16 protein-coding genes and 1 pseudogene are annotated in these 20,075 nt (G+C 45.9%); 14 read left to right on the top strand and 3 right to left on the bottom strand.

From position 1 onward, the window contains the following. Positions 1-205: 205 nt before the first annotated feature. Genes QUD05_RS10800 through QUD05_RS10790 form a run of 3 tightly spaced genes read right to left on the bottom strand, consistent with a single transcriptional unit; the run spans position 206 to position 2,132 of the window. Positions 206-637, bottom strand: a complete 432-nt coding sequence (locus QUD05_RS10800) for an ATP-binding protein (protein ID WP_289796034.1) — start codon at positions 635-637, stop codon at positions 206-208. 36 nt (positions 638-673) lie between these two features. Further along, entirely contained in the window at positions 674-1,738 is a 1,065-nt protein-coding gene (locus tag QUD05_RS10795) for a PP2C family protein-serine/threonine phosphatase (protein ID WP_289796033.1), read from the bottom strand. Then, positions 1,722-2,132, bottom strand: a complete 411-nt coding sequence (locus tag QUD05_RS10790) for a hypothetical protein (RefSeq protein WP_289796032.1) — start codon at positions 2,130-2,132, stop codon at positions 1,722-1,724. Before QUD05_RS10790 ends, QUD05_RS10795 begins: the two co-directional genes overlap by 17 nt. Before the next feature lie 418 nt (positions 2,133-2,550). On the opposite strand from QUD05_RS10790, the gene QUD05_RS10785 reads away from it, so the two are divergent. From QUD05_RS10785 to QUD05_RS33990, 14 genes and pseudogenes are all read left to right on the top strand, one after another. Continuing rightward, a complete protein-coding gene (locus tag QUD05_RS10785; RefSeq protein ID WP_289796031.1) occupies positions 2,551-5,565 on the top strand; it encodes a beta-ketoacyl synthase N-terminal-like domain-containing protein in 3,015 nt (1,004 codons plus the stop codon). Continuing rightward, positions 5,537-6,973 carry a type I polyketide synthase gene (locus QUD05_RS10780; RefSeq protein WP_289796030.1) on the top strand — a complete coding sequence of 479 codons (1,437 nt, stop codon included), beginning with the start codon at positions 5,537-5,539 and terminating at the stop codon, positions 6,971-6,973. The genes QUD05_RS10785 and QUD05_RS10780 overlap by 29 nt, the downstream gene beginning before the upstream one ends. A gap of 40 nt (positions 6,974-7,013) precedes the next feature. Next, the gene (locus QUD05_RS10775) at positions 7,014-9,176 is read left to right on the top strand and encodes a methyltransferase (protein WP_289796029.1); all 2,163 of its coding nucleotides are present in this window, start codon (positions 7,014-7,016) and stop codon (positions 9,174-9,176) included. Further along, positions 9,173-11,446, top strand: coding sequence for a type I polyketide synthase (locus QUD05_RS10770; RefSeq protein WP_289796028.1), 2,274 nt, complete (start codon positions 9,173-9,175; stop codon positions 11,444-11,446). Before QUD05_RS10775 ends, QUD05_RS10770 begins: the two co-directional genes overlap by 4 nt. After that, a complete protein-coding gene (locus tag QUD05_RS10765; RefSeq protein WP_289796027.1) occupies positions 11,400-11,696 on the top strand; it encodes an acyltransferase domain-containing protein in 297 nt (98 codons plus the stop codon). Before QUD05_RS10770 ends, QUD05_RS10765 begins: the two co-directional genes overlap by 47 nt. Next, a complete protein-coding gene (locus tag QUD05_RS10760) occupies positions 11,650-12,057 on the top strand; it encodes a hypothetical protein (protein WP_289796026.1) in 408 nt (135 codons plus the stop codon). The genes QUD05_RS10765 and QUD05_RS10760 overlap by 47 nt, the downstream gene beginning before the upstream one ends. A gap of 69 nt (positions 12,058-12,126) precedes the next feature. After that, positions 12,127-13,347, top strand: a complete 1,221-nt coding sequence (locus tag QUD05_RS10755) for a hydroxymethylglutaryl-CoA synthase family protein (RefSeq protein WP_289796025.1) — start codon at positions 12,127-12,129, stop codon at positions 13,345-13,347. Then, the gene (locus tag QUD05_RS10750; RefSeq protein ID WP_289796024.1) at positions 13,338-14,138 is read left to right on the top strand and encodes an enoyl-CoA hydratase/isomerase family protein; all 801 of its coding nucleotides are present in this window, start codon (positions 13,338-13,340) and stop codon (positions 14,136-14,138) included. Before QUD05_RS10755 ends, QUD05_RS10750 begins: the two co-directional genes overlap by 10 nt. Beyond that, on the top strand, positions 14,131-14,874 hold the full coding sequence (locus QUD05_RS10745; protein ID WP_289796023.1) for a polyketide synthase: 744 nt from the start codon (positions 14,131-14,133) through the stop codon (positions 14,872-14,874). Before QUD05_RS10750 ends, QUD05_RS10745 begins: the two co-directional genes overlap by 8 nt. Before the next feature lie 39 nt (positions 14,875-14,913). Next, complete coding sequence (locus QUD05_RS10740; protein WP_289796022.1) at positions 14,914-15,186, top strand: phosphopantetheine-binding protein; 273 nt, start codon at positions 14,914-14,916, stop codon at positions 15,184-15,186. A gap of 252 nt (positions 15,187-15,438) precedes the next feature. Next, complete coding sequence (locus tag QUD05_RS10735; RefSeq protein WP_289796021.1) at positions 15,439-16,539, top strand: radical SAM protein; 1,101 nt, start codon at positions 15,439-15,441, stop codon at positions 16,537-16,539. A 39-nt stretch (positions 16,540-16,578) separates the two neighbouring features. Further along, positions 16,579-17,655 (top strand): radical SAM protein, encoded by a 1,077-nt coding sequence (locus tag QUD05_RS10730; RefSeq protein WP_289796020.1) that lies wholly within the window; start codon positions 16,579-16,581, stop codon positions 17,653-17,655. Between the two features lie 24 nt (positions 17,656-17,679). Continuing rightward, positions 17,680-19,219: pseudogene (locus QUD05_RS33995) on the top strand (type I polyketide synthase); the annotation flags it as partial. Beyond that, positions 19,214-20,005 (top strand): acyl carrier protein, encoded by a 792-nt coding sequence (locus tag QUD05_RS33990; RefSeq protein WP_502911428.1) that lies wholly within the window; start codon positions 19,214-19,216, stop codon positions 20,003-20,005. The pseudogene QUD05_RS33995 and the gene QUD05_RS33990, both read left to right, overlap by 6 nt. Positions 20,006-20,075 lie beyond the last annotated feature (70 nt).

Here is a 20,075-nt window from a genome sequence, read left to right as displayed (position 1 = left end):
TAACTTGTAACTCTTGTTGTTGGGGACTTGCAAATAAAAAAACATCCCAAATTTTCTTGTGGGATGGGTGTCCCCACCCGTCCCAGATTTAGGGCGCTCATGTTGCCCACCCCACAAAATGGATAATTTATTTCTTGGAAGTCCCTTGTATCCTGTTAAGTTCATTATTCTTTGTTTTTAATAATTAATATTCCTGCGAACTTACTTAACTGATTCCCAATCCATCGTCACGATTCACAATTAAAATATTACAATTTTGGTTTCCGTCTTGTTGGTAAATAAACCGATCTACGCTCTTCAGAGCTAGATAAACTCCCAAACCGCCAATCTGTCGTTGCTGTAGCGACTTGTTCAAATCATTTGGAGTTAACTTCTGGGTAGGGTTGAAGGGAACACCAGTATCTTTAATCGTAATGGTCAAGGAGCGATCATCAAGATCGGCTTTTAAAATCAATATGCCTTGGCGATTTGCTGCCTGATAACCGTAATTAATGATGTTTGTAGCGATTTCATCGACCGCCAAACGCAGTCTATAGGAGGTTTTTTTATTCAAACCTGCTACCATTGCTGCTGCCATCACATATTCTGCGATCGCCTTTAAAGAGTCTAGTGTTCCAGGCACAGTTAAAGGTTCCATATTTTACGGATTGGGAGTGAGTGAAAGGTTGAAATTTTAGTCTGATGCCTTTCTCTGCACAATCAGCATTGTGATGTCATCAAACTGAGGTGCAGTGCTGATGTGAGCGAACAAATCAGTTGTAATGCGCTCTAGCAGTGGAGATGGCAAAAGTGCAGATTGATCTAGGAGCGATCGCAGTCGCTTTTCAGTAAAAAACTTACCGCTGGGGCTGCGTGCCTCAGTTACCCCATCGGTATAGCCAATTAAGATATCGCCTGGTTCCAACTGTACTTGTTGAATTTTAAATTTCATATTAGGCATCATCCCTACCGCTGGCCCGGTTGAGTTGAGACTGGCTTTGATACCAGCCTCACCAACAACAAACAGAGTTTCGTGTCCACCATTGATGTAGGTGAGAATGCCAGTTGCCGGATCTAGCACGCCAAAAAACAGCGTGGCAAACATACTCATCTGGGCGTGCTGTTGGGCGATGTAGTTATTCGTGAGCGCTACTGCTTTCAGGGGGTTAATTTGGTATAAATTGGTTGCCATCTCTGACTCCAGTAAAATCGATAATTCCTCCTCATTGGCAATAATAGAGAGTCCGCCCAAACTAATTTGTCCAGAAAAAATACGGATTAAGCTCCGAAACAAAGCCATAAATAATGCAGCACCTACACCTTTGTCGGCGACATCAGCAATAACTAGCCCCAAGTAGTCACCAGGTAGCATAAAAACGTCGTAGAAGTCTCCAGCAACTTGACGCGCAGGAGAGAAAAACGTGGCAATCTCTAAATTAGGTAGCTGTGGGATTTCGTTGGGTAGAAAATCTCTTTGGATTTGCCGCCCTTTTTCTAATTCGTAGTTGAGCGCTTTGGAATAGGTTTCAATTTTCCCATAGAGCTGGGCATTTTCTAAAACTATCGCGATTTGGTCAGCAGTGAGCTGCATCAGATGGGCAATTTCTAGGCTAAAGTGCCCCGGTTCTTGGTGTAGCAAGGTAAGAATACCTAAGACCTCTTCATTCCTGAGAATGGGAACAGCTAATGCTGAACGTACAGTGTAAGGCTGATTGGGCAACTGCAACCAACGATCGTCGGTCTCAGTGTCTACGATCAATCCGATCTGGCGCTGTCTGTATACCCAACCTAGCAAGCCCCTGTGCTAAAACGCAACCAATCAGGCGATCGCGCTCCTTCAGTGCTGTCTCCCTTTGCGTGAGAATACTATCGGTGACAGCACCCTGGCGATCGAGTAAAAACAGACTGCCTTTTTGGGCACCAGTAAGCTGACTACAAACATCTAACGTGTCTTGTAAAGTAGCTTTCAACATCTCTTCTTCGGGTGAAGCACGGATGATTGTCGCTACTGAATGCTCCAGCAGCTTTTTTTGAGCTTGGAAAGCAGCTTTTTCTGTTTTTAATTCAGCTACCTCTCGCCGCAGAGACTTCAGTTCCTCAATTAGCTGTTGATTCTCTGCTATGCCATTCTCTTCATCAGATTGTTGGATCATGAATGAACCTGTCGCTTTATTATAGGGGTAAGATTTAGCATGGCAATCCTCAACTGATTCAATGTATCTGCTAATAGGTAGAAATATTACAAGTCTCCGGCGCTAACTATTAAGTTATTTTCATGTAAAAGTCATCCCTTAAATAGTTGAGAATTTATAAAATTTGTGCGTGAAGAGTGAAATCTTGGTATCCTGAACAATACCAAGATTTTCTCGGAGAATACCAAGATTTTTCGGAGAACACCAAGATTTTTCGGAGAACACCAAGATTTTTCGGAGAACACCAAGATTTATCAAACTGATGGCTTCATCAGTCTGATGAATGTTCAATACCTTCATTTAATTGCAGATGTTGGCTTGTCAATGTGCTAGAGATTAGCGATCTGAACAATTTCCAGGTTTATAGGAGTAGCCATGCATGGAAAAACAACATACTAGTGAGACGCTAGTAGACGTATTGCGCTACAGAGCTATTCACCAACCTCAGACGCTAGGCTATACCTTTTTGGTAGATGGTGAATCTGAGGGAAGTAGACTCACCTATGGAGCACTGGATAAACTGGCAAGGGCGATCGCTACCTACTTGCAAACATTTGCAAAGCCAGGCGATCGCGTACTCCTACTCTACCCACCTGGTTTAGAATTTATTAGTGCCTTTTTCGGCTGCTTATATGCTGGTTTGATCGCGATTCCTGCTTATCCGCCTCGGCAAAATCAGTCGATTGCTAGGTTGGGTGCGATCGTTTCCGACGCCCAAGCAACTGCTATCCTGACAACAACAGCACTATTGCCAATCGTTAAGAACTACTTTGCAGACAATCCAGAACTAGCATCTCTAAAAGTCTTAGCCAGCGATGTGATTTCTGAGGCAATCGCACAGGAATGGAAAGCACCTAATATCAATGGAAAGACTTTAGCGTTTCTGCAATACACCTCCGGTTCCACGGGAACGCCCAAAGGGGTGATGGTAAGTCACAGTAATCTGTTGCACAATTTAGCCTATCTGGATCACGGTTGGGAACACACATCCGATAGCGTCATGGTGACGTGGATTCCATTCTTTCACGATATGGGGCTGATTTATGGAGTACTCCAACCCTTGTACAAGGGATTCCCTTGTTACATCATGCCACCTGTAGCCTTTATTGCGCGTCCCATTCGCTGGCTCCAAGCTATTTCTCACTATCAAGCAACACATACTAGTGCGCCAAACTTCGCCTACGATCTGTGCATTCGTAAAATTACCCCAGAACAACGTGCCAGCCTGAATCTCAGTTGTTGGCAGATGGCTTTAAATGCTGCTGAACCAGTCAAAGCAGAAACGTTGGAACAGTTTGCCAAAGCATTTGCTTCTTGTGGGTTTCAAGCAACAGCTTTCTGTCCGGGTTACGGACTCGCTGAGGCAACATTGAAAGTAACTGCCGTGCAAACACAAGCCGAGCCGATTATTAGCAAGGTTGAGGCAACCGCGCTGACACAAAATCGAGTAGTGTCAGCAACAGCAGACCATCCCAATGTGCGGCTTTTGGTTGGATGTGGCAATCACAGGCAAGGCGATACACAAATAGCGATCGTTCATCCTGAATTGTTGACGCGATGTTTACCCGATGAAGTTGGCGAAATTTGGGTCGCAGGAGCAAGTATCACCCAAGGCTATTGGCAGCGACTTGAAGAAACAAAACATACATTTGCAGCCTATTTAGCAGATACAGGAGAAGGCCCGTTTCTCCGCACGGGAGACTTAGGCTTTTTGCAAAATGACGAGCTATTTATCACCGGAAGACTCAAGGATTTAATTATTATTCGAGGACATAATCATTATCCTCAAGACATTGAACTCACAGTTACAAATAGTCATTCGGCTTTGGGAACGCAGGGAGTAGCCGCATTTACGATCGAGGTAGACGGTGAAGAGCAACTCGTTGTGGCGTGTGAAGTCGAGCGAACTGCTATGCGGAAGCTTGATGCAAGTGAAGTAATTGGCTCCATCCGACAAGCAGTCACAACACAGCACGAATTAGAAGTTTATGCCGTCTTGCTGTTGAAGCCAGTCAGTATCCCCAAGACTTCTAGTGGGAAGATTCAGCGCTATGCCACTCGCGCAGGATTTTTGGCGGGGACTTTGGAAGTGGTGGGAGAGTGGAGGAAGGCAGGGGAGCAGGGGGGTAGCACTTCGGCTACGCTCAGTGACCGAGGAGTAGGGGGAGCAGGGGAGCAGGGGGAATTGAGAAGTCGCAAGTCTGGAGAAAAGGGAGCGGCGGAAATTCAAGATTGGTTGGTAAATAAGATTGCTCAGCGACAAAACATTGCACCCCAATCAATAGATCCGCGTGAATCGTTTGCTTACTATGGGTTGGATTCTATTGCCGCAGTCAGCCTGTCGGCAGATTTAGAGGATTGGTTAGGTTGTCAGTTGTTGCCTACTTTGGCTTACGATTACCCGACGATCGCAACTCTATCAGCCTATCTCACAGAAACTTTATCCCAACGGCGAGAATCTCCACAACCTACACGTAATCTTAAATCTGTCGAGGCGATCGCGATTATTGGCCTTGACTGCCGCTTTCCCGGAGCTAATAACCCAGAAGCCTTTTGGCAATTACTACGCAATGGTAAAAGTGCCATTGAGCAAATTCCCGCCAATCGTTGGGATTCTCATCTTTTCTATAACCCCATCCCTGCCCAACCAGGGAAAATGAGTACTCGTTGGGGTGGATTTATCGAGCAAGTTGACCAATTCGATCCCCAATTTTTTGGCATTTCTCCTCGTGAAGCCGAGCGGATGGACCCGCAGCAAAGGCTATTACTAGAAGTGAGTTGGCAAGCTTTAGAAAATGCTGGATTAGCAAGCGATCGCTTGACAGGCAGCAACAGTGGTGTATTTATCGGCATCAGTACCAATGACTATGCTCGATTCCAGTTTGAGCGGTTGTCTGATATTGATATCTATGCCAGCACAGGCAACGCTCTGAGTATTGCCGCTAACCGCCTATCCTATCAGTTCGATTGGCACGGGCCCAGTTGGGCTGTCGATACTGCCTGTTCTTCATCTTTGGTTGCAGTTCACCAGGCTTGTCAGAGTTTGCGTTTAGGGGAATGTGACTTGGCTTTGGCAGGTGGTGTTAATTTAATTCTCACCCCCCAAATGACAATCGCCCTCTCCCAAGCAAGATTCATGTCGGGGGATGGTCGCTGTAAAACCTTTGATGCGGATGCAGATGGTTATGTCCGGGGAGAAGGTTGTGGGATTGTAGTGCTGAAGCGTTTGACTGATGCGATCAACGACGGGGATAATATCCTGGCGCTGATTCGCGGCTCGGCAGTCAATCAGGATGGTCACAGTAATGGATTGACTGCTCCTAGAGGAATTGCCCAACAAGGTGTTATCCATCAGGCGCTTGTGAATGCTGGAGTCGCACCTAGCAGCCATTAGCTATGTGGAAGCTCATGGGACAGGTACAGCTTTGGGCGACCCGATTGAAGTTAACTCGTTGCAATCAGTGTTGATGTCAGGTCGTTCCCCAAACCAACCTTGTGCGATCGGTTCGGTAAAGACTAATATCGGTCATTTAGAATCAGCAGCGGGAATTGCAGGGTTAATAAAAGTTGTACTGGCTTTGCAACATGAAGAGATTCCCGGTACGCTTCATCTCAAGGAGCTAAATCCGAAGATTACCATCCAAGACACGCCTTTTTCAATTCCTAGCGACACTCAGAAGTGGACTGGTTTTGGGGAGCAACGTTTTGCAGGAGTAAGTTCCTTTGGCTTTGGCGGTACGAATGCCCATGTTGTTTTGGAGGAAGGGCCGAGGGAGAGTAGGGGGGCAGGGGGCAGGGGGCAGGGAGCAGGGAGAGCTGGGGAGCTGGAAAGCTGGGGAGTAGATTTTCACGGCAAATTGCTATTGACAATTTCGGCAAAAAGTGAAATAGCGTTACGGGAATTAGTTCGGCGGTATGTGGCGTTTTTGGAGTTTCATTCAGAAGTAGCTCTGGGGGATATTTGTTATACGAGCAATGTGGGGCGATCGCATTTTAACCATCGACTAGCTCTGGTTGCAGAATCCTCTGAGGAATTTTGCGAGGAACTCGCAGCGTTCATTTATAATTCACCTTCTAGAACAGGCGATCGTTGTCAGGGAGTTGCTTTCCTGTTCACTGGACAAGGTTCGCAATATATCGGTATGGGGCGGGAAATTTACAACACGCAACCCGTTTTCCGGCAAGCCATAGAACGCTGTGCTGAAATCTTGCAGCCATACTTAAATCAACCTCTATTAGAGGTTCTATATCCTATAAGTGAGTTAGACAACACAACTCAAGCCTCTATTAATGAAACTGCTTATACTCAACCTGCTTTATTTGCATTGGAATATGCATTGTCTAAGCTATGGCAGTCCTGGGGAATCAAACCGAGTGTGGTGATGGGACACAGCATCGGCGAGTATGTTGCTGCTTGTGTAGCAGGAGTGTTTAGTCTAGAAGATGGACTGAAGTTGATTGCCGCACGGGGAAGACTGATGCAAGCGTTACCGTCTGTAGGAGCAATGGTAGCGGTTTTTGCCCAGTTGCAAGAAGTATCGAGCATTATTGATGAGTATTCAGATTTGGCGATCGCAGCAATGAACGGCGCACATCTGATCATCTCAGGTGGATATCAATCTATTACATCGGCTGTGGCCAGGTTAGAAGCAAAGGGAGTGAAGACAAAACCACTTGAGGTTTCCCATGCTTTTCATTCGCCATTGATGCAACCCATGCTGGCGGAGTTTGAACAAATTGTTCGGCAAATAAACTACTATCCGCCAAACCCCGATATTCGCTTTATTTCTAATCTCACCTAGTCAACTAGCAAAAGCAGAGATCGCCACGCCTGAATATTGGGTGCAACATGTGATCCAGCCAGTCCGGTTTGCTGATGGGATGGCAACTCTAGCAGAACTGGGAGCCTTAGCGTATTTGGAAGTAGGGCCGCAACCGATTTTGTTGGGAATGGGTCGCCAATGCTTACCGAGTAACGAGTATGTGTGGCTTCCCAGCCTCAAAAAGGAATTGAATTCTCAGCAGATGTTGTCCAGTTTGGCAACTTTGTACGAGTCTGGAATATCAGTTGATTGGGTAGGCTTTCATCATGGCTCTCAACATCGTCGGGTAATATTGCCCAATTATCCCTTTGAGCGATCGCGCTTCTGGATGGAAACTGCATCTAATAACGTGACTGCTAGAGAATCGCTCTGTTCGCCAGCAGAAATCAAGCATTTGCTCGTACCCCAGTTGGCTGAATTGACAGCCCAACTGAGTCTAAAAAACTATGGGGAAGCTCTAAGTACTTTGGAATCACTGAGTATTCCTTATGTGGTAGCGGCATTCCGGCAGATGGGGTGGAGTTTGCAGCTAGGCGATCGCTATTCCATTCCCCAACTCACCAAACTAGGAGTCATCGAGCAACATCAGAAACTCGCACTGCGCCTGTTGGAAATGCTGGTTGAAGAAGGGATTCTTCAGCGAATTGGTAATCAGTGGGAAGTAACTCGAATACTAGAGTTACCGACACCACAAGCGCAACTAAATAAGTTGCGATCGCAATATCCCCAAGCAAATGCAGAACTGACACTGCTAGAGCGTTGCGGTTCGCACCTGGCTCAAGTACTCCAAGGTGAAACTCGCCCACTGGAGTTGCTATTTCCCCAAGGCGATTTGACAGCATTAACCCAGCTTTACCAGGATTCCCCCGGCGCAAAGGTGATGAACGCACTAGTCCAAAAGGCAATCTCAACCGCGATTTCTACTGATACAGTGCGTATTTTGGAAATTGGAGCCGGAACTGGCGGAACAACTGCTTACCTCCTACCTCATCTCCCAGCAGATCGGACTGAATATGTGTTCACAGACTTAGGAACATGGTTCACTGCTAAGGCTCAAGAGAAATTCCGAGATTACCCATTTATTTGCTATCAGTCTTTAGACATCGAACAAGACCCCCAATCGCAGGGATTTACTAACCATCAATACGACATCATTGTGGCAGCAAATGTCCTGCACGCAACTGAGGATCTACAGCAAACCTTACGACACGTTCGCAGCTTATTAGCACCAGGAGGATTATTAGTGTTGCTGGAGGGAACAAGTCCCCGACGTTGGTTAGATTTGGTCTTTGGATTAACGCCAGGGTGGTGGAAATTCTCAGACTACGAGTTGCGACCATTCTACCCTTTGTTAGCGGTGACTGACTGGCTGGAATTGTTGTCTGATTGTGGGTTTCAAGAGGCTGTGCATCTTGCGCCTGATTGCGAGGCGATTGGTGATTCATTCCAACAGGTTGTCATCTTGGCTCAGAGCATCAGCACCGATAACCCAGTTAACCACAATAGACTTCTTGCAAAAAACACTTTTGCAAGAGTTGGGAAAAGGGAAAAGGTTAAAGGGGAAGGGGAAGGGGACAATACAAAACCTTTACCCTTTCCCCCCCGCCCCTTATCCCCAGAGGGGACCCCACCTTCCCCTTTTCCCGACTTATGCGAGAAGTCTAATCATCTTCCATCGCCCATTCCTGCCACCATCAACACGGCACAATCAATATTTCTCCAATCGCTAATAGCCAAGCCTCCACGAGTGCGACAGGAGGAATTAATTACTCATCTCCGCTCATTAGTAGCCAAAGTTTTAGGCTTAAAGCAACCCCAGTCCATCGGTTTGCAGCAAGGTTTCTTTGAATTAGGGATGGATTCATTAACTGCTACGGAGTTGAAAGAGCAATTGCAAAATAGTTTAGGCTGTTCCCTTTCCCCAACCACACTATTTGATTACCCGACGGTGGCAGCGTTGGCGAATTATCTGGAAACGCAAGTGTTGTCGCACTTAGATCCACAAGCATCAACCCAGGAGGCTGCCTTTAACTCAGAGAATTTCCAGCAACAAGCCTTACTGGAAGAATCATCATTAGAAGAAAAGAGAGTGAGATTGTCATCGCCGGAGCAATCGCTTGACGAAATTGCAGATTTGCTGGCTGCAAAACTAGCATCAATCAGAGAGGGAAAACTGCTATGAGTCGTCCTTCCGAAACCAGAGATTATGGACAATTGATGCAGAACGCATTGCTGGAGCTATCAGCCCTCCAAGCAAAGCTGAATACTCTCGAACATGCTGCAACTGAACCCATTGCAGTCATCGGTATTGGTTGCCGCTTTCCTGGAGGAGTTAACTCTCCAGAGGAGTTATGGCTGTTATGCAAAAATGGTGGTGATGCGATCGCCGAAGTTCCTAGCGATCGCTGGGATGTAGATGCTTACTACGATCCTGATTTAAGTAGTTATGACAAAACTAACACCCGTTGGGGTGGCTTTTTAGCAAATATCAATCAATTCGATCCCGGCTTTTTCGGAATTTCCACGAGCGAAGCAGCTAGTATTGACCCCCAACAACGGCTGCTATTAGAAGTAAGTTGGGAGGCATTAGAAAACGCTGGATACGACCCCTTACAATTGGCTGGTTCTCAGACTGGTGTGTTTATGGGAATTGCCACTTGTGATTATTACAAAGCCATGACCGCAATTCCCACGAGAGCCGGTACCGGTATTGCCAATAGTATGGCGGCAAATCGCCTGTCCTACTTTTTGGATGTGCGAGGCCCTAGCGTCACAATCGATACAGCTTGTTCGTCGTCCCTGGTTGCCATTCATACCGCTTGCCAAAGTCTGCGGCATCGAGAGTCAAATCTCGCATTGGTGGGCGGCGTGAATATTATGTTGTTACCGGAGGTGAATATTACCTTTTCCCAGGCTGGCATGATGTCATCTGATGGACGCTGCAAAAGCTTTGATGCTACAGCCGATGGCTACGTTCGAGGAGAAGGATGTGGGATAGTTATCCTGAAGCGTCTTTCAGATGCAGTCAAAGATGGCGATCGCATTCTAGCGTTACTGCGGGGAACCGCCGTAAATCATAACGGCCGCAGTGTTGGCCTAACTGCACCAAATGGGTTGGCTCAACAAGCAGTGATTCGGCAAGCACTGGCAAATGCCAAGGTGGCATCCCATGAAATTGACTATGTTGAGGCACATGGTACGGGTACTCCAATGGGTGATGCCATTGAACTACAAGCAATCTTGGGGGTACTAGGACAGGGACGAACCCTTGACCAACCCTGCGGACTCGGTTCTGTGAAAACTAATATTGGCAACCTAGAAGCTGCTGGTGGAATTGCCGCATTTATCAAAACTATCCTCTGTTTGCAACAAGGAGAAATTCCCCCTCATCCCCATTTCAAAACCATCAATCCCCATATTGACATCAAGTCAACACCATTTTTAATTCCTACAATCGATCGCCCGATAGATATCAAGCCTCGGTTTGCTGGCGTTAATTCTTTTGGTTTTGGCGGTACTAATGCTCATGTAGTACTGGAAGCAGCAGAGGAGGGCAGCACTTCGACTACGCTCAGTGACCGGGGAGCAGGGGAGCAGGGGAGCATACTTCGACTACGCTCAGTAACCGGGGGGGCAGGGGAGCAGGTTAAATCGCTGTTGACGCTTTCGGCAAAAACTGAGACAGCGTTACGGGAACTAGCAAGTTGCTATGCAGATAGTTTTCTAAACTATGCTGCTCAATCGATTCCCGATATCTGTTTCACAACTAATATCGGTCGATCGCATTTTAATCATCGTCATGCCGTCATTTCATCAGGCGATTTACCTGATTTAATCTCCGAACTGAGGACATTCGCCACTAGCCAACAGACGACAGAACGGCTACAGCCGGAGAATAGACCGAAGATTGCATTTCTGTTCGCTGGACAGGGTTCGCAATACGTTGGTATGGGATGGGAACTTTACAACAGCCAACCTATTTTCCGTGCTGCCTTAGACGAATGCGATCGCATCTTACGCTCTTATTTGGATCGGCCACTGCTGGAAGTACTGTATCCATTAGGGGAAGGGGGAAAGGGGAAAGGGGAAAGGGAAAGAAACTTAGTGCCTCATCTTCTAGATGAAACTGCCTATGCCCAACCTGCTCTATTTGCCGTAGAGTATGCCTTAGTGAAATTGTGGCAGTCATGGGGCATTGAACCCGATGCGGTGATGGGTCATAGCGTCGGAGAGTATGTAGCTGCTTGCGTGACAGGTGTATTCAGCTTGGAGGAAGGGCTGTACTTGAGCGCCGAACCGGGACGACTGATGGCAACGCAGCCCAGAGAAGGGCAAATGGTGGCGGTGTTTGCAGCTAAGGAGATTGTAGAAGAGGCGATCGCATCTTACCAGGATGCTGTTGCCATTGCGGCCTTTAACGGCCTCTACTCAAACTGTGATTGCGGGCGATAGACAAGCGGTTGCAGCAGCAATTGCCCGTCTGGAATCCGATTTCATTATGACTCGCGAGTTGAATGTTGCCCACGCCTTTCACTCACCCTTAGTAGACCCCATTCAAAATGCCTTTGAGCAAACTTTGAAGCAAATGCAGTTTCATCCACCTTGTCTACCGTTTATCTCTCATCTTTCGGGAGAATTTGAGGCAGGGGTACTAGATGCTAACTACTGGCGCTCCCAACTGCGATCGCTCGGTGCGTTTTGATGGAGGTATCCAGACTTTAGCAGAGGCGGGGTATAAGATTTTTCTGGAAATTGGCCCAACAGATACTCTGGCAAGTATGGGTAAGCGCTGTCTACCGAAAAACACTGCCACTTGGTTGTCTTCTTTAAGACAAGAACGCGATGACTGGCGATCGCTGCTCGACAGTTTGGCTACTTTATATAAGAAGGGTATAAACATTAATTGGTCGGAATTTCATCGAGATTCTCCCAGACAACGAGTTGCTCTGCCCACTTATCCTTTCCAGCGCCAACGCTGTTGGAATGATTCTTTTGGAATTAAGGCTTACGCAGAGGTAAGGGAAAATCGAACCACAGAGGACGCAGAGGGCACGGAGGAATAAGAGTTTTAGAGAATTTTTACGTAAATTTTAGAAGTTAAATAGTAATGCACAGCTTATAACTGACGCTCTATGCCTATAGGAATTGAGAAACTTAATCTTTACTCAGGGCAGTTCTATCTAGATATTGCCGATCTTGCCGAAGCGCGTGGTAAAAACTTCCAGCAGATTGCCGATAGTTTAATGTGCAAAACGCGATCGGTTTATCCGGTCTATGAAGATGCTATTACTCTGGCGGTGAACGCAGCCAAACAACTCTTATCACCTCAAGACTTAGAAGACATTGAACTATTAATTGTGGGTACCGAATCTGCGGTTGATTGTGGCAAATCCCTGTCTACCTGGGTACATCGGTTTTGTAATTTGTCTCCTAATTGCCGTAACTTCGAGGTGAAACATGCTTGTTACGGTGGCACTGCGGCATTCAAAATGGCCGCTTCGTGGGTAGCTTCAGGGGCTAGACCTGGAAAAAAGGCATTGGTAATTAATACGGACTTCAGCAGCGTCACGCTCAATAGCGATCAGGAGTTTATCTGCGGAGGTGGTGCAGTGGCGATGCTCGTTAGTACTAATCCACAAATTCTCGAAATTGAACTAGATAAGGCGGGTTACTGGACAAAGGAGATTTCTGACTATCTGCGCCCCACTTTCAACACCGAAGTGATCAAAAGTGAAACGAGTCTTTACTCTTATTTAGATGCTTTGGAGGGAGCATTCAGTCACTACGAGCAAATCGCGGGTTCTGTAGACTATGATGCTGATTTCAAAAAACACATTTATCATGCACCCTTTCCAGCAATGACGTTTCAGGCACATCGCACCATACTCAACCGATTTGAGGCGGTAGGGAAAGCGGCTGCTAAGTTAAGTTTTCAATCAAAAGTTGCAGAGAGTATACATTTTGCTCAACAAATTGGTAGTTCCTATGGAGGTTCCAATTTTATTTGTTTGTTAAGTCTTTTGAATTATGCCAAGGATCTTAATCCGGGCGATCGCATTTCTTTGTTTGCTTATGGTGGTGGCTGCCAAGCAGAATTCTACAGCGCCACTATTGGAAAGGCTGCAACTGAAATTGTCCGATCGCTCAATATTGACGAACATCTCAATCAGCGACTTCGTTTATCTGTTGCAGATTATGAAGCTAGTGAATTGACGCGTGAAAAATATAGCGATCGCCGGGACTTTAATTTAGAAAACTATTTAGATGAACGCTATGAAAAACGCTATCGAGGCCAAAGTTTACTTGTGTTAAGCAATGTTGAAAATTACTATAGGCAATATAAATGGAGTTAATAGTAGAGACCATCCGCTATAAAATCGATTCAGGAGTTGCCCAGATTGCCTTGGTGCAGCCCCAAACAGGTAATGCGCTCAATTCATCTTTAATTAATCAACTTAGTCAAGCGTTACAAGCTGCGATCGCTGATTCATCTTGTCGGGCGATCGTGCTTCGGGCTGAGGGAACTGACTTCTGCAAAGGACTTGACTTGGAATGGATATTACAGCAGGGAGGAAGACCTCAAATAGAACTGTTTCAAGCCTTTATAAATTGTCTGCAACTGATTTGCTATTCTCACTTACCCGTAATCGCCTGTGTTGAAGGTAATGTTACAGGTGGAGGACTAGGTTTAGTTGCGGCTTGCGATCTCGTTATTGCCAACGAGAACGCAATATTTATGTTGCCAGAAGTCATCATTGGCATGATTCCGGCTCTGATTGCACCCTTCTTACTGCGTCGTCTGACCATAGCACAGCTCAAGTATTTAACCCTTAGCAGTCGGGGAATTGACAGCCTAGAAGCCAAGGCATTTGGGTTAGTGGATGAAGTTGCAACTGAAGGCATGGCTACCACCTTGAACCGACAATTACAACGGCTATTTCGTTCTTCTCCAGAAGCGATCGCTGCCAGTAAACAATATTTTGAACAACTTTATGGATCAGATTTGCAACGACAAACCAATATTGCCCTGAATCAACTTGTTTCATGGTTAGCACAACCGGAGGTCTTAGAAGGAATTCAAAGTTTCACCGAGGGATTCTCGCCACCTTGGTTTCAAAAGTACAGGGGAAAAACCCATGTCTAAAATTCTGCTCACCAATTTAGAAGACGGCATCTTGCAACTGCAAATCGATGACCCTGAAAACGAAAATCGTTTGAGCGAAGAACTATGTGATGAATTAATGACAGCCCTGACTCATCTAGCGACAGAACCGAGCCTGAAAGTCTTGATTTTGAGTGGGCGATCGGATGTCTTTTGTGCGGGAGCAAGCTTGGACACCATCAAACAAGTTGTGAGTGGCAATGCAGATGTCAAAGATTTATCACTGCCCAACCAACTACTTAGCTTTCCCGTACCAATTATTGCAGCTTTGCAGGGTCATGCTGTGGGAGGTGGACTAGCGTTAGCACTCTACTGCGATATGGCGATCGCATCCGAAAACAGTCGGTACGGAGTTAATTTTACAGATTTGGGATTTACTCCCGGAATGGGTATCTTATCTGTCTTACCTGCAATGGTTGGGCATCACTTCGCTAGCGAGATGCTCCTCACCGCCAAGCTCTACAAAGGCAAAGAACTCAAGGGACGAGGTTTATTTAACTACATAGTTCAGTCTGAGGAAGTTATGACTTTAGCCTTGGATATGGCACGGAGAATTGCCGAAAAACCCAGACATGTTTTGGAGATGGTAAAAGACACCCTGTCATTACCCCGGCGTCAAGCGCTCCAAGCAGCATTGTCCCGCGAACACCTAATGCACAAAATCTGTTTTGGGGTTCCAGGGACATTAGCACACATCGAAGCGGCCTATTTAGCCTAAATTTTGTTTGTAAATTTTCAAGATAGGAGACAAAACATCATGGATCGAGAGCAAGTATTAAATGTCGTAATTAAACATATCAAGCTCAACGTAGATGGAGTAGAAAATGTTGAAATAGATCCGCATAAAACCATCGGAGAATATGGAGCCAGCAGTCTTGACGGCGTAGAAATTGTTTCTGCTTGTATGCGAGAACTCAAAATAAAAATTCCCAGAACAGAAGTTTCTAGCTTTAAGACAATCAATGACTTGGTGGAATTGTTTGCCAAGTTTAAAGATGAAGCTTCTCAAGAAGTTAAAGTTACGCAATAAAAGGGCGATCGGTGAAGGAGGCAGGAAGCAGTGTTTCTACTCCCTTCTCTACGAGAGGCTGCACTTCGACTACGCTCAGTGACCACGCCAACGATTCCGCTACTTCGACTACGCTCAGTACAAGTCAGGGTAAGTCGCTCAACAACCAGGCATAAAGCAGGAGGAACCCACGCTTAAAAACGTGGGATTGAAGCAAGGAGGATTTTCTGCTATTTACACAATCCCCAATCCTTTTTATAAAAGCAGGTGGAAATGGTTACTCAAGTTGTCGAGTCCGATGTCCAAGATTCATTAATAGAATACTTAGAAGATCCATTTTTAAATTACCTTTTTAAACAAATCAAAAAAGCTGAACAAATTAGAGGAATATCAGTTGATTTAACCCATGCGTGCAATCTTCGATGTCAGGGATGCTATTTCTTTTTAGATGAATTGGATCAATTCAAAGCACCCAAAAATGAAGCCGAATTTGATACATTTATTGACCACGAAAAGAGCAGAGGAACAAATTTTATTACAGTGGTTGGAGGAGAACCCAGCCTGATGCTAGAGCGATTGCAGAAGCTTTACCAGAATTTTCGATTAATGGTTGTTACCAACGCTCTGATCAAAATTCCTTATGAGGGGTTTGAAACAATGCCGATCGCTATTTCTCTTTGGGGCGATCGCGAAACTGACAAAACACTCCGAGGGGGTGGTAAACTCGATGTTTTTAGCAAAGCTTTAAAAAATTACAAAGACGATCCGCGTGCTATTTGGCATTACACTACCACACCGGGTAACGCCCATGAAATCGCTAGCGTTGTCGAGCAGTGCGTAGCCAACGGTAATCGCGTCTTGTTTAACTTTTACAGCGATCGCATTGACTTAGGAGGAGTTTACGATCACAATCTGGGGTTTGAACATGTACGAGGTGAAATTGACAAAGCGATCGCTCGCTACCCTGACAAAATTTTAATGACTTCGTACATGAGCAAAGTGTTTACCACTCGGCAACTTTACGATGAAACCTGGGGTTATGAAGTTTGCACCAGCCTCACTGTAGATCATGAAATTAATCACAACCGGATTAAAAATGGTAAACGTTATAACCCCCATTATCGCGCTTACAATCCCGATCTGAAATCAACTCGGCGTTGTTGCACAGGTGATAATCAAGATTGCTCAACCTGTTACCAAACTTGGGCGCAGGTTGGTTGGATCATGATCAATTTGGAACGACACCTCGGTTCCAAACAAGAATTTACTAACTGGCTGACTACGACATACCTGTTTTACTTGATGTGCCGCATGGTTGACTTTGAATCCGGTGTGCAACTTTTGCCGGAAATTCATCAACGAGTAAATTGTTAATCATCATTGCTCGGTTTTTCGCAAAGGAAATAAATTGCTATGGCTACTCAGGTAATAGAAACCGAGGTACAAGATCCCTTAATGGAGTATTTAGAAGACCCCTTTCTACATCACCTATTCACCCAGGTTAGAAAAGCGGGTGCCATTAAAGGAATCTCTGTAGACTTAACTCATCTATGTAATCTGCGGTGTGAGGGTTGTTGTTTTTTCACCGACGACTTGGATCAAAATGCAGCACCTAAAGACGATGCTGAATTTGAGGCTTTAATTGCACAAGAAAAAGCTAGAGGCACTAACTACATTACAGCAGTTGGAGGTGAGCCTACCCTAATGCTAGATCGATTGCGAAAGCTGGCGCAAAATTTTTGGATGATTGTCGTCACAAACGGGATGATCAAAATCCCTTATGAGGGGTTTGAAAATATAACAATCAGTGTTTCTCTTTGGGGCGATCGCGAAACCGATAAAAAGCTACGCGGAGGAGGCAAATTAGATGTTTTCAGCAAGGCTCTCAAAAATTACAAAGACGATCGCCGAGTCTTTTGGTACTACACCACCACTGCTGGTAATGCCCATGAAATCGAACGAGTTGTTGAACAATGTGTCGAGAACGGTAACTTTGTAATATTTAACTTTTACGGGGATAAAGCGGGGTTAGGGGGTGTTTATGATGACGATCGCGGGTTTGCAGATGTGCGTCATGAAATCGACCGGATGATTGCCCGCTATCCCGATCGTATCTTGATGACTTCATACATGAATCAAGTGTTTACTACAGGGCAAATGTACGATGAAACCTGGGGCTATGATGTCTGTCCTTGCATCAGTGAAAATCGCCCAGAGAATGCAGCCCGATTCCAAAATGGTAAACCCTATAATCTCCACTTTCGTGCTTACAATCCTGATGCCAAATCAACCAGGACATGCTGCACCAGCGAACATCCCGATTGCTCAACCTGTTATCAAACCTGGTCGCAGATTGGCTGGATTATGCTGAATATGGAGCGGCATTTAGGTTCTAAGCAGGAGTTTACCAACTGGCTGACAACAATGTATATGTTTTACCTGACTGCCAGAGCTATTGACTTTGAAGCTGAGCGTTCAGGTTTTACCTGAGATTCACACAAGAGTTAATAGCTTATGATTCCAGAACCCATTGCAATTGTTGGTATTGGTTGTCGCTTTCCTGGAGGTGTCCAAAGCCCAGCTGGCTTCTGGAACCTGTTGCAAAATGGCAGGGATGCAATTACAGAAATTCCTAGCGATCGCTGGAACGTCAACAAATTTTATCATCCCGATCCGGTAGAACCAGGTAAAATGTACAGCCGTTGGGGTGGGTTTCTCGACCAAATAGACCAGTTTGATGCCAAATTCTTTGGGATTTCCAGCGCTGAGGCGGCTCGGATTGACCCTCAACAACGACTCTTGTTAGAAACGGCGTGGGAGGCGCTAGAAGATGCTGGGCAAGCACCGGAACATCTGGCTGGCAGCGATACCGGGGTTTTTATTGGGGTACTTAACCGAGATTACAGTTACATTCAAATGGATGAGCGCAATCGTGATGCGATCAATGCCCATACCATAGTTAGCTCAAACCTCAACTTGGTACCAAATCGCATTTCCTATTGCTTTGACTTCACAGGCCCCAGTCTGCCGATTGACGCTGGCTGTGCCTCGTCATTAGTCGCCGTTCACTTTGCTTGCTCTAGTCTCTGGAATGGTGAATGTAGCCTTGCCCTCGCTCGGTGGGGTCAATGTCATCTTCAAACCAGAAATCAGCATCGCCATGAGTAAGGCATTTTTGCTGTCTGCGGATGGTCGTTGCAAGAGTTTTGATGCCGCAGCAGATGGTTTTGTCCGGGCTGAAGGGGTGGGGGTTGTTGTTCTGAAGCCGCTATCTCATGCCCTAGCTGACGGTGATGCTATTTATGCAACGATCCGCAGTAGTGCTGTCAACCAGAATGGTCGCGGCAGCAGTTTTACAGCCCCCGAAACTTTGGCGCAGCAGGTAGTCATGGAAAAAGCCTATCAGCGGGCAGGAATTCTCCCTCAGCAGGTGCAGTATGTAGAAACTCAAGGCTCCGGTTCACCGATGGGGGATGAGATTGAAGCCAAAGCGATCGGGGCTGTCATCGGCAGTGATCGCTCTTTGGGCAATGAATGCGCCATCGGATCTGTGAAAACAAATATTGGACACATGGAAGCGGCTGCCGGCATTGGTGGACTCATTAAAGCAGCGCTAGCAGTTAGCCATCGTCAGATTCCACCCAATCTGCATTTTCAAACCCCCAATCCCAAAATTCCTTGGGAGGAACTGCGGTTGCGCGTGGCACAATCTCTCGAACCACTAACAAATAAGGATAATCAACCACCGATCGTGAGTGTGAATGGTTTTGGTCTGGGGGGCACGAATGTTCATGTGATTCTGCAAGGTGTAGAATCCTTGCCAATTGATACTGCGATCGCTAATCAACCACAAATTTTTTTAATGTCAGCTCGTACTCCAGAGGCTTTGAAAGCCTTTGCTAAAGCTTATATTGAGTTTTTTACTGCCCAGGATGACGCGGCAATTTTATTGGCAGACATTTGCTATACAACTAGTCTGCGCCGTAGCCATCACTCCTACCGTTTGGCAATGGTGGTTGATTCTAAGAAACAACTCACCGAGCATTTAATGGCTTTTCTCGCACAAGAAAGCCGCCCCTCGATGTTTTCTGGCTATGTAGAGCAACAGGGGGAGCAGAGGGGCAGCACTTCTCTACGAGAGGCTTCTCTTTCAGAGACGCTAACGCGAACGCCAACGGCTACGCCCTTCGGCTACGCTCAGGACAAGCTCAGTGACCGAGGAGCAGAGGGGCAGGGGAGAAGTCCTCAATTCAAAATTCTAAATTTTGCTACTGAACGCGCTCAGATATTGAATTCCTTAGCAGAGCGCTATACCCTAGAAGATTCAATTGATTGGAACGCTCTTTATCCTCATGGTGGTTGTTTTGTGCGTTTGCCATCCTATCCGTGGCAACGACAGCGTTACTGGCAGGAATCAGAAGCCTCACGGCAAGATAGATTAGGAGAATCTAATACTGCCCAAGCCTCTAGTGCGGTTATATCCAACGGTTCTCAGATTGATATTATAAAGCAATGGTCAGTAGCGGCAAATAGCCAACGCACCGATTTATTAAGCACTTACATTCAAGCACAAGTTGTCCAAGCCTTAGAGTGTGAAGCTGTTCAAGTTGATGTCCAAAAGCCACTTAATAGTATGGGCATCGATTCTCTGATGGCTGTGAGTCTCAGAAATCACATTGTCACCAATTTAAAGATTGAACTGCCAATTGAACAGTTTATTGCTAGTCCCAGCATTGCGGAATTAGCTCAAGCTTGCCACGAACAATTAATTTTGAAAAATTTGATACCAACTATTCAGATTGCTAATTTTGTTGAGGAAATAGAGGAGTTAACTCTTTAGCCTCAGTTGATGAATCAAGGGATGATTCTTGTAGGGTAGGCGACACGAGAGTCTTGAAATACAAGGGACG

The sequence above is a fragment of the Nostoc sp. GT001 genome (assembly GCF_030382115.1).
In the GTDB taxonomy this organism is placed as follows: Bacteria; Cyanobacteriota; Cyanobacteriia; order Cyanobacteriales; family Nostocaceae; genus Nostoc.
This window is presented reverse-complemented; position numbering and strand designations above follow the sequence as displayed.